This is a genomic window from Arcanobacterium pluranimalium (assembly GCF_016907845.1).
GTDB lineage: Bacteria > Actinomycetota > Actinomycetes > Actinomycetales > Actinomycetaceae > Arcanobacterium_A > Arcanobacterium_A pluranimalium.
The window spans coordinates 135,695-148,294 of sequence record NZ_JAFBCS010000001.1 but is presented as its reverse complement, the minus strand read 5'-3'; the positions used below and the strand labels follow the sequence as shown (position 1 = coordinate 148,294).

Below are 12,600 nucleotides of genomic sequence, written 5' to 3'. Positions count from 1 at the left end.
CTATTACTATCTCGCGTTTCCTATTGCGTAATTCCAGCTACTTAATGCCAGCCTGATCCAAGGCTGCCTGCAGTGACTGCTTGAACGCTTTCACGCTGTATGTAGCACCGGAAATGCCCGACACTTGCGCCGACTGCTTCTGCAAGGCTTCTTCCACGAGAGTTGGCATCGCCCGGCTGTTGATCTGCTGAGATTCGTGGTCACCGGGGACTTTCAACACTTTGATGTCGGTGATTTTTCCGTCGCTCACCCACGCCCGCACCTGCGTAGTTCCATATCTATTCCGCGCGGTACCGTCGTAAGCGGTGCCTTGTGCCGAAGTTGTTGACGACGACGTGCCAGACGACGTGCCGGACGGTGCCTTGCCGGATGACGACGCCCCATTAGCACCGCTGCTTGCCTGGCTCGCTGGTCCGTTCGTCGACGTGCCAGTATTGCTGTTCATTCCAAAACCGGAATCTTGCTCTGCCTGTGCAAAAACATCTGACCCCTGATCGGGACCTTGAGAATTTTGCACCAGCTGCAGAACCGGGTTAGAGGCGAGCACGCCGAGCGTGCCCAGCAAGGTTGCACTTCCAATAGCGATGCCTTTTCGAGTTGTTTTCATGATGTTTCTATCTGTTGAGTTCGGGTCAAAATAATCTGTCAAAATAGCCTGTTGAGTCTGCTTCAAAATAGCCGATTGAATCTGGTTGACAATCTGGTTGATTGTCTGGATAGCAATCTGGATAACAAACGGACTTGGCGTATTTACCAGTCGAAATGTTCAACGTGTACGTTCTGGGCGGGCACGCCGAGCTCGGTTACTGCCGCTTGCACCGTCTCGTTAAAAGCATTTGGGCCGCAAATATAGATGGCTGCGCCACGCACGTCGCCAAGCAATGTGCCCAGCATCTGCGCATCCATGGGGTAGATCGCACGCGAACCAGGCAAAATATGCACACGCGTCTGTGGAGTTTCTTCCAAAGCTCTGAGATCGGCTCTCAATGCCACTTCGGCGTTATTTGATACGCGATACACCAGGTCAACCGGCTGTGTGCCAGCAATAGCCCTCGCCAAGGAGATAATCGGAGAAATCCCGATTCCGCCAGCAATCAGCACCGTGCGGTTCGTGCCAAGCGCGTGTGCATCGGTGGAAGCTCCATAAGGCCCCTCAATATAGGCGCGCGTACCAGGCTTTATAGTTGCAAGCGCTCCCGAGGCATTGCCCAAATTCTTCACGCTGATTCTCATCCGGTCATTAACAGGCGTTCCCGACACCGAATATGGATGGGACTCGTAAGCCAAGCCTGGAGCATCGAATCGCCAGTTGAAGAACTGTCCGGGCGCAACTTTGAGCTTACGCAACTGGGAGCCACGCACGACGATGGATACGACGTCGTCGCTCTCTCGAATAACTTTCTCCACCACGAGCTTGTGCCTGCGTGAGCGCAGGTAGGGCACTGCAACGCGATACCAGGCGATCATTCCAAAGACGACGCCGTAGCACGCCACCCACAAAGCCTTTCCGAAACCTTGTGCGAACGGTCCGCCAATTTCGACTTGGTGGAGGAACGCAAAAAGCACCGCCAAATACATATAAAGATGGATGGTCCACCAGGTTTCGTGCTTGAGATGTTTACGTGCACGATTCCACGACGTGATCCCCGCGACGAAAAACAGAATCAGACCGATGAGCGCTGCAAATACCCATTCCATGGTGAGCACATCGTTCCACAGGGCGTTAAACCAGTTGCTCATCGCGGAAAAACCGCCCGCAGCGTCCAGTACGACGAGAAAGACGTGTGCGATGATCAGCCACAGCGCCCACGGGGTATAGCGTTTATGCCATACCACCAGGCGGTCTTGGCCGTATGCGCGCTCAATGATCGGAAGGCGCGAAATGAGTAGCAGCATAATGAGAATGTCGTACGTGCCAATAACTGCTGCAAGAACGGAGAGGTTATAAATCCACGTGCCACTTGCGCTCGCGAGATTGAGGAGGGTCAGACCCAGTAATATTCCGCCGATGAGGCCGACGCCGCACAGGGCGAGTAGTGCGCGACGTTCGAGTCGCTGGGTGTCACGTTTCGTTTTCATGAGATTAATTAGAGTGCCGGAGACTCTTGTAACCCTAGGAGTTTTCTGGGAGTTGACTGGATGTGATTTTCTTATTGGGAATTGGGTGTGTCGCACAGTGATTTTAAAAGGTGAATACTGTGCTCATAGCGTCGATGGGTGCTGAAAATAAGGGCTTCCTTAAATGGGAATGTGTGGTGACTTACATTTTCTAAGGAGGAGGGTGGCGGATGATTATTGTCGATTCGTGGGTATTCATGACACAATTTAAGGGTGTTACTTTCAGATCGTGATATTCGTACAGCTGTTACCGATGAGCGCATTGCGCTAGATCCGTGGGATCCGCAGATGATTCAACCATCTTCGGTTGATGTACATCTGGATCGATACTTTCTCCTGTTCAACAATCACCGGTATGAAGTGATTGATCCAGCGGCTGATCAGTCCGATCTGACGACGCGCGTGGAAGTTCCCGCCGACGGTTCGTTCGTTCTGCACCCGGGTGAGTTTGTGCTTGGTGCAACCTTTGAGCAGGTCACGTTAGCTGACGACATCGCCGCCCGGCTCGAAGGAAAGTCCTCACTTGGCCGCCTTGGATTGCTCACGCACTCGACGGCTGGATTCATTGACCCTGGTTTTTCTGGACACGTGACCCTAGAGCTCTCGAATACCGCAACTATGCCGATCAAGCTCTATCCAGGCATGAAAGTGGGGCAGCTGTGCTTCTTCCAGCTTTCTTCGGCTGCTGAGCGTCCGTACGGTCAGGGCGCTACGGGATCGCGTTATCAAGGTCAGCGGGGGCCAACTGCTTCGCGTTCGCATCTGAATTTTCACCGTATCGACGTCTCGCGCGAGCTCTGATTTCTGTGATTTTACTGCATTGTGACTCTATCTCACTGCGACGTTGCCGTTTGCTTTGAGCTGATAGCTGACACTCTCGGCCTATATACCATTGCTTCGATAAGATGTTAGCGACGCCTTGTGCTGAATCCTCGGAATTGCGCTGATTAATCGCAGTGTTTTCCAGGACTCACACCTCGTAGGTGCCCTTTTGCTGTTGTGATGTTGCAAATGGTGGTTCGCGAATAATGCAAATGATGCAATGGCACTTGCGAGTATGAACTGTTGCTATCTTGGAGGACAATGCTCGCACTAATGACGCTGTACGTGGTATCCGCTCTTTTTGCGCCCATTGTTATGCGTCGTGGTCGGCTTGGTTTCTTAATTCTTGCAGCGGTTCCCGCGGTATCTTTCGCTTACGTCGCAAGCTGTTACGACGACGTCGTGCGCGGTGCGTTCCCAACGAGCAGCTTGGCGTGGGCGCCACAGCTCGGTTTCACCTTGAACTTCCGACTTGATCATTTATCGTACGTTTTGGCGCTGATCGTCACCGGAATTGGCGCACTCGTATTAGTTTATTCGAGCCGATATTTTTCCCAATCAGCGCAGGGACTCGGCCGATTTGCTGCAGTTTTTATTGGCTTTACCGGAGCCATGCTCGGATTAGTCACTACCAATAACACGCTCTCGCTTTATATGTTTTGGGAGCTCACAACGGTGCTTTCGTTCCTGCTCATCGGTCATAGCTATAGCCGGAGTTTTTCGCGTCGTGCGGCAATGCAGGCTCTTATCGTGACCGTGACGGGTGGGCTTTCGATGCTCACCGGTTTGATCATTCTTGGCACGATTCCTGGTGGTTCCTTTGATATAGCTGAATTAGTAGATCATGCGCAGGCAGGAATGATCGGCGTAAGTCATGGCAACCATGCTGGTACGTCGGCTGCGCTTATCACCACAGCGATAGTGCTTATTCTGATTGGTGCTTTCACTAAGTCCGCCATCGTGCCATTCCACTTTTGGCTGCCTGCAGCTATGGCTGCACCGACGCCAGTATCGGCTTATTTACATTCGGCTGCGATGGTTAAAGCCGGAATCTATCTAATTGCGCGTTTTGCCCCAGGCTTGGCGTCGTCTGACGTGTGGCGAATAGCGATTCTCTTCGCTGGAACGATAACGCTGATATTGGGTGGTTATCGTGCGTTGAAGCAGACGGATCTGAAATTGTTATTGGCGTTCGGTACGGTCTCCCAGCTAGGCCTACTTAGCATGTTCGTCGGCTACGGAACTGCTTCGATGATGTTGGCTGGACTCACTATGTTGGTGGCTCATGCACTGTTCAAATCTGCGTTATTTTTGTGTGTTGGAGTGGTCGATTGGGCTACCGGTACCCGAGATTTGCGCGAGCTGAATGGGCTGTGGCGTAAAATGCCGATTTTGAGTGCTATGGCTGCCATAGCAACCGCATCAATGATCGGCCTGCCACCTTTCTTGGGCTTTGTAGCAAAAGAAGCAGCTCTTCATTCTCTGCTTGTTGAAAATAATGCGGTAGCGTACGTTTTACTCCTCGCAGTAACGGTAGGATCGCTTTTCACAGTTGCTTATGGACTGAGATTTTGGTGGGGTGCTTTTGCTGATAAGTCGGCAGGCGCCAACGAACCGACAGGCTCCAACGAACCTGCGTATGCTAATAAACCAGCAGGTTCCAGCAAGCCAGCCGTTGCCAATCAGCAGCTAACTGCCAATAACTCGTCAGCAGCAAGCCTAGAACCGCACAAGAACTCTCTACTCATGCTCACTCCAATCGCAGTGCTGGTCGGAGGGGGCATTGCGTGTGGATTCTCGTATGCGGGGTTTGACCGCATGTTCTCTCCCTACGTGGAGCAACTTTCTGGCAGTCCAGGTGAACTTGTGCTGTGGGGTGGCGTTAATACTGCCTTAGCGATCACGGTCAGTATTTTGGTGCTGGGCTTGGTTATTTTTGCTGTCAATCTTCGCTGGTTTGAAACTTTGCAAAATATCGAATTCCCACTTCGAGCAGAGCGCGCTTTTCACATTGGTATCGAAACACTTGAAGCTTTTTCGCGTCTTATTACATCGCTCGTGCAACGCGGCTCCTTACCCGTGTATCTGTCAACGATCTTCTTCTTTATGCTGGTAACTGGCGGTTTCGCCTACCTCTTTGCTGGTGGAAATTCTGATATTTCTCTGCGAGCCTACGACGCCCCGACGCAACTCGTCGTCGCCATTATTGCCGCACTCGCTGCCTTACTTGGGGCGCGTGCGCGCCACCGCATGAAAGCGGTTTTGCTTATTGGAGTCTCTGGTTACGCGGTTGCGCTGATATATCAGTTGCACGGAGCGCCAGATCTTGCATTGACGCAGACCTTGGCGGAAACTATGACGCTCGTCGTCTTTATTCTGGTATTGCGGTGCTTGCCTGCATATTTCTCTACTCGACCGATTCGTTGGAATCGTTGGGTTCGAATTGCGTTGGCGTCTGGAGTAGGGGCAGGAGCAGCGGTTTTGGCATGGTTTGCTGCGAATGCGCGCATGGCCGCATCAATGACGCAAACTTTCCACGACGAAGCTCAGCACTACGGATACGGAAAGAACATCGTGAATGTAACCCTCGTAGACGTGCGTGCTTGGGATACTTTCGGCGAAATCTCTGTGGTGATCGCGGCGGCCGTGGGTATCTCCTCACTCCTATTTATTCGAGATCGCAGCGGGCGCATCGACCGTTTTCGGAATTTGCCACAGGTGGATCGCGCCGGCATGAATGCTCATACCTCCTACTTCATGCAATCTAAGAATTACATTCAGTGCGAGCACGCCGCAGCTATTTCTGAGGATGAAGCGCAGATCCGCAGTCGAACGAGTGAAAAGAAACGAGTCTGGCTGGCAGGTTCGAGCACTTTACCTGAGGTGCGGCGTTCGGAAATTTTCGAAGTAGGCACTCGCATCATCTTCCACACGATGGTGATCGTTTCCTTGTTTTTGCTCTTCTCTGGGCATAATCATCCAGGTGGCGGCTTCGCTGCCGGAATTATGGCAGGTGTGGCGCTGGTTTTGCGTTATGTGGCTGGTGGCCGATATGAACTGGGAGCAGCTTTACCTCTTCACCCTGGGCACGTTATGGGTAGTGGCCTGTTGCTTGCCGCGATCTATGCTCTGTTCCCGCTGCTCTTTGGCGGTACGATCATGCAAACGGTGAAATTGGAAGCGGTGTTGCCCGCTTTTGGTCCGATAAAACTGGCCACTGCACTGTTCTTTGACGTGGGAGTTTACTTGATCGTGACCGGATTGGTTTTAGAGATTTTGCGCTCGCTCGGCGCCGAAATTGATCGGCACGGAGATCTCGACGCACATGCGCACCACGATACTGCCCAGATCACGCCCGCGCTCGACCGTCGTCGTGAGGAAAGGGACGCGTGGGAGGCAGCCCATCAGCACGACGACGATCCTGGACGCCGCTACCACGACGCAAACGGTGCATCTTTGCGCAGCTTGGGAGGTCACTGATGAATGTGTCATTCGCACTTCTCCTATTGGGCGCGATCCTCATCGGCGTTGGAGTTTATTTGATTTTGGAGCGTTCGCTGGCGCGTATCGTGCTCGGACTTGCCAATCTCACCAATGGAATTAACGTGCTTTTCCTCGTTGCAGGAGGTAAAGCAGGTGCGCCGCCAATTGTGGGAACTGCGCCTGCACATGAGATGGCAGATCCGCTCGTGCAGGCAATGATGCTCACCGCGATTGTTATCGGTTTATCGACCACAGGATTTTTGCTGGCGATGGCGTATCGGTCGTGGCAGCTCGAAGGTAATGACGAAGTTCAAGACGACGCCGAAGACACGCGTATCGCTCGTCGCTTTGAGAAAGATCGGCTGGCAGCTCGAGCAGATGTGCCGCTCCCACTCGAAGAGGATGCGCTTGATACGCATGATGAGACTGAGGATGCGCCAGTGGATAGAAGCTTTGCTGGTGAGCAGCGGGGTGATCGTCAATGATGGGAAACTATATCATTGCCCTTCCTATCGTATTGCCACTATTCGGGGCAGGGGTTTCTTTAGCATGCGCCTCGTGGCGTCGATTGCAGTTAATTGTCTCGGTGGCCGTTTTGGCATTAGTGCTGGTAGTGGCGGCAGTATTGCTATGGATGGCTCGCTCACAGCCTGTGGTACTCGATATCGGGAACTGGGCCGCTCCGCTTGGCATCACACTCGTAGCTGATCAACTATCGTCGATTATGCTGCTTACGTCGGTATGTGTGACGTTTTTGGTGCTACTCTATTCGATTTCCCAAGGTGTTTCAGACGGCGCGGACGCGGCTCCTTTAGCGGTTTATCATCCGGCATTTTTGATACTTTCAGCTGGGGTTTCTAATGCATTTCTCTCCGGCGATTTGTTCAATATTTACGTTGGCTTCGAGATGCTGCTGCTCGCTTCGTTTGTGCTGATCACGCTTGGTGGAACGCGGGAAAGAATCCGGTCTGGCACCGTGTATGTGGTCGTCTCGCTCGTCTCATCTGCGGTATTTTTGCTCGCTATTGTGATGATTTATGCAGCTACCGGCACTGTGAACTTGGCTCAGCTTTCGCTTCGACTGCCAGAAGTAGATGCCAACGTGCGGCTCTCGATTCAGGTGTTGTTGCTTGTAGGATTTGGGATCAAAGCGGCGATATTTCCGTTATCTGCATGGCTGCCTGATTCTTATCCGATTGCTCCGGCGCCCGTGACGGCGGTTTTTGCTGGCCTGCTCACTAAAGTGGGAGTGTATGGCATTATTCGCACGCAAACTTTGCTTTTCCCGCCAGACCAGCCCAATGGGGCAGCCGTTAATGAAGTGCTGGGAGTGTTCGCAGCTCTCACCATGATAATCGGCATCCTTGGCGCTGTGGCTCAGGTGGATATTAAACGCTTACTATCCTTCACGCTGGTGTCGCATATTGGCTATATGATCTGGGGTATTTCGACTGCGTCGGTCACAGGTCTGAGCTCTGGTATTTTTTACGCGGTGCACCATATTACCGTTCAGACGGTGTTGTTCCTCGTCGTCGGCTTGATCGAAAGGCGTGGCGGATCGACGTCGCTCGTTAAACTCGGCTCTTTAGCGAAAACGGCTCCGGTGATTGCTGTTTTGTATCTTTTGCCTGCTCTTAATTTAGCTGGCGTACCACCATTTTCGGGATTTTTCGGGAAAATCGGTCTAATGCAAGCCGCGGTGCAGCGTGGAACGCATATCGACGGGATGCTCGTGGCTGCAGGAATTATTTCTTCCCTGCTCACTCTGTATGCCGTGATGCGCGCATGGAATATGGCGTTCTGGCAAGATGCGCCAGAAGTTCTGCCGTCAAAACCGACTCCGTCGGGAATGGTGGGCGCTACTGCCGCCTTGCTCTCAATAACTATCGGCATCTCGTTACTTGCCGGCCCTATCAGCACCTATACAGCTTATACTGCTTCTGATCTGTATAAACGCACAAGTTACGTCTCGGCTGTACTCCCAGATGGACTGCGCGGTTCGGGAATTTCCGAGAAAGTGACCTCCGGTGAGCGAGGTGACAACTGATGACGAAAGCTGCTGAGACGATCAAGCGTGCCACCCGGCGTCCAGGGCGGTTTCCCCACGCGTCTATGGGGATGCTGGTGTGGCTCACGATCGCCTGGGTGATGCTGTGGGGAGATTTCACGACAGGAAATTTCCTCGCTGGTTTTTTGGTTGCGCTGCTGGTGACGACGGTTGCCCCTTTTCCCACAGCTCCGTTTGATGGCCGTTTCCGCCCGTGGGGAGTTGTGCGGTTGGTTGCGATTTTTCTGTGGGATATTGTGCGCGCTTCGTGGATTCAAGCTGCGTTTATCTTAAGACGACGGCGGCCTCGCGGAGCGATCATTCGCGTGCAATTGCGTTCGCATTCGGATGTATATCGTGCGATGGTGGCGGGGATGACGGGCTTGGTTCCCGGCTCGGTCGTTGTCGATTCTCATCAGGCTACAGGCACGCTTTATGTGCATGTTTTTGATACTGAACTTGCTGGTGGGATCGCTGGCGTCCATCAGACGCTATTAGAGCAAGAAGAACGGGTATTGCGTGCATTCGCTTCCCACGACGAACTCGTGGCGGCTGGTTACGTTCCAGGCTCGTCGCCGTCGGCAGGGAAAATGCCGACGCCGTACGCACCAGAAACGCTCGGTGCGCGGCGAACGTCGTCTGCCTCGGAAAACGACACAAACTGCGCAAACTGGAGCTGATGTACGCGATCTACGAGATGTACGAAAAGAGGATGGACGAGATCATGGTTAATCTTGTGCTTGGCGTATGTGCTGGAATGTTGGTGGTATCCGCCGTCTTCGTTCTGGTGCGGGTAGCGAAAGGGCCGACGACGCTCGATCGAATGGTGGCCGTGGATATGATGACGGCAATTTTCGTCGGCGCGTGTGCGCTTCTCGCAGCTCACACGAGGCGTTTGGATCTCTTGCCGGTGTTTATCGTGCTCTCGATAGTCGGTTTTCTTGGATCGACGACGCTCGCGCGCTTCTCAGTGCGCGGCAACAACCGACGCAGACCAGGGGAATTAGGTGAGCGAAAAACGCGGCACGAGCAGACGGAACAATCGCTGGGTGCCGATGGATCGGCGTCGTCCAATGAATCTTGGGAAATTGGATCTCAGGAAACGCGGAAAATGAGCGAGGGTGAGTGAAAACCATGAATCTTACATATGTAAATTGGGCTGGCATAGCAGACGCGGTGGGGCTTTTCCTTATATGTATTGGCACGGTGTTCACCGTCATTGCAGCTCTTGGTATGCTGCGCTATCCGGATCTGTTGTCACGCCAACATATTGCTACGAAACCGCAGGTGTTTTCAGTGATCATGTTTTTACTGGGAGTGATCCTGCTTGTGCGGGAAAACTCGATTACATGGACTCTTCTAATTGTGATTGCGTTTCAACTAATATCCTCGCCAATTTCAGCGCACATGATGTCGCGAGCAGGCTATCGTGCTGGTCATGTGGCTAAGGAGGAACTTGTGGTAGACGAACTCGGAGAAGATATGGGAGCTTCAACTGGACGCGAAGCATGAACGACGCGTGAAATAGGAGACTAGCGTCGGCAGGTCTTCGTTTTGCGAGGCCAACTCATTCGTGCATTTTTTAGAACAATACTATAGAAAACATTTGCGCGCACAGTGGAATGCGAGTGAAAACCTGCGGTTTCTCCGAAATGTTGAGATAATGAGTTCATATCGAAAGGTGGAAACATGAATCTCGGATGGAAGCTTGTAACGCTCGGAATCTCAGCTGGATCTGGTTTCGTTGCGCAAAAGATTGTGGAGACGGTGTGGGAGAAGGGTCTCGGTAATACCATTCCACAAGGAGATGAGACGGATAGTGAGCTACCAGCGGTACAAGTTATTGTGTTCACCGCTGTGACCGCTGCAGTCAATGCTGCTGTAACGGAAGTATTGCGTCGTAAAGCCACAAAAGCTTATGGCAAAGACCCAAATGTAAAGTAAATTTGTAAAGCAAATTGCTTCAAAATTTTTTATGTGAGTAGTGACACGGCGTCCAGATTTGACCCTGACCTGCGTGTCCGCATAAAGTATTTTCCTGTCGCCAAGCGAACGGAAAGCCGGCGAAACGCCGAATTTCCTTTGCGAGTGGCATAGATCTCCAAAAATGAGCATGACTCAGATTTGAAAACTAATCGAGCATGTACTAAGATGGAGAAGTTGCTTCCCTGGTGGATGGCTCCTCTTTTTGTGGGGTTGTTTGTTGGGTGTGGGTTTGTTGTTTGGGATCTCAATAGTGTGTCAGCTTTTTATGATATGTTTTGTTGTCTGGCTGGTTGGGGCTGCTGTTTGGTGGTTTTGGCTGGTTGGGTGATGTTTTTTGGCTGGCTGGGTGCTTTTGCTGCTGCTTGTTTGTGGTGGTGGGGGTGTTTGGTTGGCTTTTTTGTTTTTTGTTGAGTCTGTTTTGGGCTTTTCATGTATGGATTGGATGCTTCTGCTGCTGTTGTGGTGGTGGGGGTGTTTGGTTTTTTGTGGAGAGTTTGATCCTGGCTCAGGACGAACGCTGGCGGCGTGCTTAACACATGCAAGTCGAACGATGAAGCTTCTCGCTTGCGGGGGGTGGATTAGTGGCGAACGGGTGAGTAATACGTGAGTAACCTGCCCCTGTCTTTGGGATAAGCCTTGGAAACGGGGTCTAATACTGGATATTCTGCTGTTCTCGCATGGGGATGGTTGGAAAGATTTTTTGGATGGGGATGGGCTCACGGCCTATCAGCTTGTTGGTGGGGTGATGGCCTACCAAGGCTTCGACGGGTAGCCGGCCTGAGAGGGTGACCGGCCACATTGGGACTGAGATACGGCCCAGACTCCTACGGGAGGCAGCAGTGGGGAATATTGCACAATGGACGCAAGTCTGATGCAGCGACGCCGCGTGGGGGATGAAGGCTTTCGGGTTGTAAACTCCTTTTAGCACTGAACAAGGCTCTTTTGGGTTGAGGGTAGGTGTTGAATAAGCGCCGGCTAACTACGTGCCAGCAGCCGCGGTAATACGTAGGGCGCGAGCGTTGTCCGGAATTATTGGGCGTAAAGAGCTCGTAGGCGGTTTGTTGCGTCTGCTGTGAAAGACCGGGGCTTAACTCCGGGGCTGCAGTGGGTACGGGCAGACTAGAGTGCGGTAGGGGTAACTGGAATTCCTGGTGTAGCGGTGGAATGCGCAGATATCAGGAGGAACACCGATGGCGAAGGCAGGTTACTGGGCTGTTACTGACGCTGAGGAGCGAAAGCATGGGGAGCGAACAGGATTAGATACCCTGGTAGTCCATGCCGTAAACGTTGGGCACTAGGTGTGGGGCCTTATCCACAGGTTCTGTGCCGTAGCTAACGCATTAAGTGCCCCGCCTGGGGAGTACGGCCGCAAGGTTAAAACTCAAAGGAATTGACGGGGGCCCGCACAAGCGGCGGAGCATGCGGATTAATTCGATGCAACGCGAAGAACCTTACCAAGGCTTGACATGCACTGCGATGTTCTAGAGATAGGGCAGCCTTCGGGGTGGTGTACAGGTGGTGCATGGTTGTCGTCAGCTCGTGTCGTGAGATGTTGGGTTAAGTCCCGCAACGAGCGCAACCCTTGTCTTGTGTTGCCAGCACGTTATGGTGGGGACTCACGAGAGACTGCCGGGGTTAACTCGGAGGAAGGTGGGGATGACGTCAAATCATCATGCCCCTTATGTCTTGGGCTTCACGCATGCTACAATGGCTGGTACAGAGGGTTGCGATACTGTGAGGTGGAGCGAATCCCTTAAAGCCAGTCTCAGTTCGGATTGGGGTCTGCAACTCGACCCCATGAAGTCGGAGTCGCTAGTAATCGCAGATCAGCAACGCTGCGGTGAATACGTTCTCGGGCCTTGTACACACCGCCCGTCACGTCACGAAAGTTGGTAACACCCGAAGCTCATGGCCTAACCGCGTTTGTGGGGGGAGTGGTCGAAGGTGGGATTAGCGATTGGGACGAAGTCGTAACAAGGTAGCCGTACCGGAAGGTGCGGCTGGATCACCTCCTTTCTAGGGAGCCCTGTTTTTGTGGTGGCCACTGTTGTTGTGGTGGTTGCTTTTTGTTTTGGGGTTTTCTGTGGGTTGTTGTGGGAAGTTGGCATGCTGTTGGGGTTCGGGATAATTGGTTCCGTGCTGCC

At 52.7% G+C, this 12,600-nt stretch carries 11 protein-coding genes and 1 rRNA gene; 10 read left to right on the top strand and 2 right to left on the bottom strand.

The features are described from left to right. Positions 1-37 precede the first annotated feature (37 nt). Together JOD55_RS00640 and JOD55_RS00635 are read right to left on the bottom strand one after the other, a co-directional pair. Positions 38-607: an FMN-binding protein gene (locus JOD55_RS00640; RefSeq protein ID WP_204397701.1), complete on the bottom strand. Its 570-nt coding sequence runs from the start codon at positions 605-607 to the stop codon at positions 38-40. A 143-nt stretch (positions 608-750) separates the two neighbouring features. Then, positions 751-2,079 carry a ferredoxin reductase family protein gene (locus JOD55_RS00635; protein WP_204397699.1) on the bottom strand — a complete coding sequence of 443 codons (1,329 nt, stop codon included), beginning with the start codon at positions 2,077-2,079 and terminating at the stop codon, positions 751-753. A gap of 252 nt (positions 2,080-2,331) precedes the next feature. On the opposite strand from JOD55_RS00635, the gene dcd reads away from it, so the two are divergent. The 10 genes from dcd to JOD55_RS00585 all read left to right on the top strand — a co-directional run bounded on the left by dcd (position 2,332) and on the right by JOD55_RS00585 (position 12,472). After that, positions 2,332-2,919, top strand: coding sequence for a dCTP deaminase (gene dcd, locus JOD55_RS00630; RefSeq protein ID WP_204397690.1), 588 nt, complete (start codon positions 2,332-2,334; stop codon positions 2,917-2,919). Positions 2,920-3,201: 282 nt separating this feature from the next. After that, positions 3,202-6,420 carry a Na+/H+ antiporter subunit A gene (locus tag JOD55_RS00625; protein WP_204397688.1) on the top strand — a complete coding sequence of 1,073 codons (3,219 nt, stop codon included), beginning with the start codon at positions 3,202-3,204 and terminating at the stop codon, positions 6,418-6,420. Next, positions 6,420-6,908, top strand: a complete 489-nt coding sequence (locus JOD55_RS00620) for a Na(+)/H(+) antiporter subunit C (protein ID WP_204397686.1) — start codon at positions 6,420-6,422, stop codon at positions 6,906-6,908. Before JOD55_RS00625 ends, JOD55_RS00620 begins: the two co-directional genes overlap by 1 nt. After that, positions 6,905-8,470 (top strand): Na+/H+ antiporter subunit D, encoded by a 1,566-nt coding sequence (locus tag JOD55_RS00615; RefSeq protein ID WP_204397684.1) that lies wholly within the window; start codon positions 6,905-6,907, stop codon positions 8,468-8,470. The genes JOD55_RS00620 and JOD55_RS00615 overlap by 4 nt, the downstream gene beginning before the upstream one ends. Beyond that, a complete protein-coding gene (locus JOD55_RS00610) occupies positions 8,470-9,150 on the top strand; it encodes a Na+/H+ antiporter subunit E (protein ID WP_204397682.1) in 681 nt (226 codons plus the stop codon). The genes JOD55_RS00615 and JOD55_RS00610 overlap by 1 nt, the downstream gene beginning before the upstream one ends. Next, the gene (locus tag JOD55_RS00605) at positions 9,150-9,599 is read left to right on the top strand and encodes an MrpF/PhaF family protein (protein WP_204397680.1); all 450 of its coding nucleotides are present in this window, start codon (positions 9,150-9,152) and stop codon (positions 9,597-9,599) included. Before JOD55_RS00610 ends, JOD55_RS00605 begins: the two co-directional genes overlap by 1 nt. A 5-nt stretch (positions 9,600-9,604) precedes the next feature. After that, the gene (mnhG, locus tag JOD55_RS00600; protein WP_204397678.1) at positions 9,605-9,982 is read left to right on the top strand and encodes a monovalent cation/H(+) antiporter subunit G; all 378 of its coding nucleotides are present in this window, start codon (positions 9,605-9,607) and stop codon (positions 9,980-9,982) included. A 177-nt stretch (positions 9,983-10,159) separates the two neighbouring features. Beyond that, on the top strand, positions 10,160-10,414 hold the full coding sequence (locus JOD55_RS00595) for a DUF4235 domain-containing protein (protein ID WP_204397676.1): 255 nt from the start codon (positions 10,160-10,162) through the stop codon (positions 10,412-10,414). 207 nt (positions 10,415-10,621) lie between these two features. Further along, positions 10,622-10,867, top strand: coding sequence for a hypothetical protein (locus JOD55_RS00590; protein ID WP_204397674.1), 246 nt, complete (start codon positions 10,622-10,624; stop codon positions 10,865-10,867). Between the two features lie 71 nt (positions 10,868-10,938). After that, positions 10,939-12,472 (top strand): 16S ribosomal RNA (locus JOD55_RS00585). Positions 12,473-12,600 lie beyond the last annotated feature (128 nt).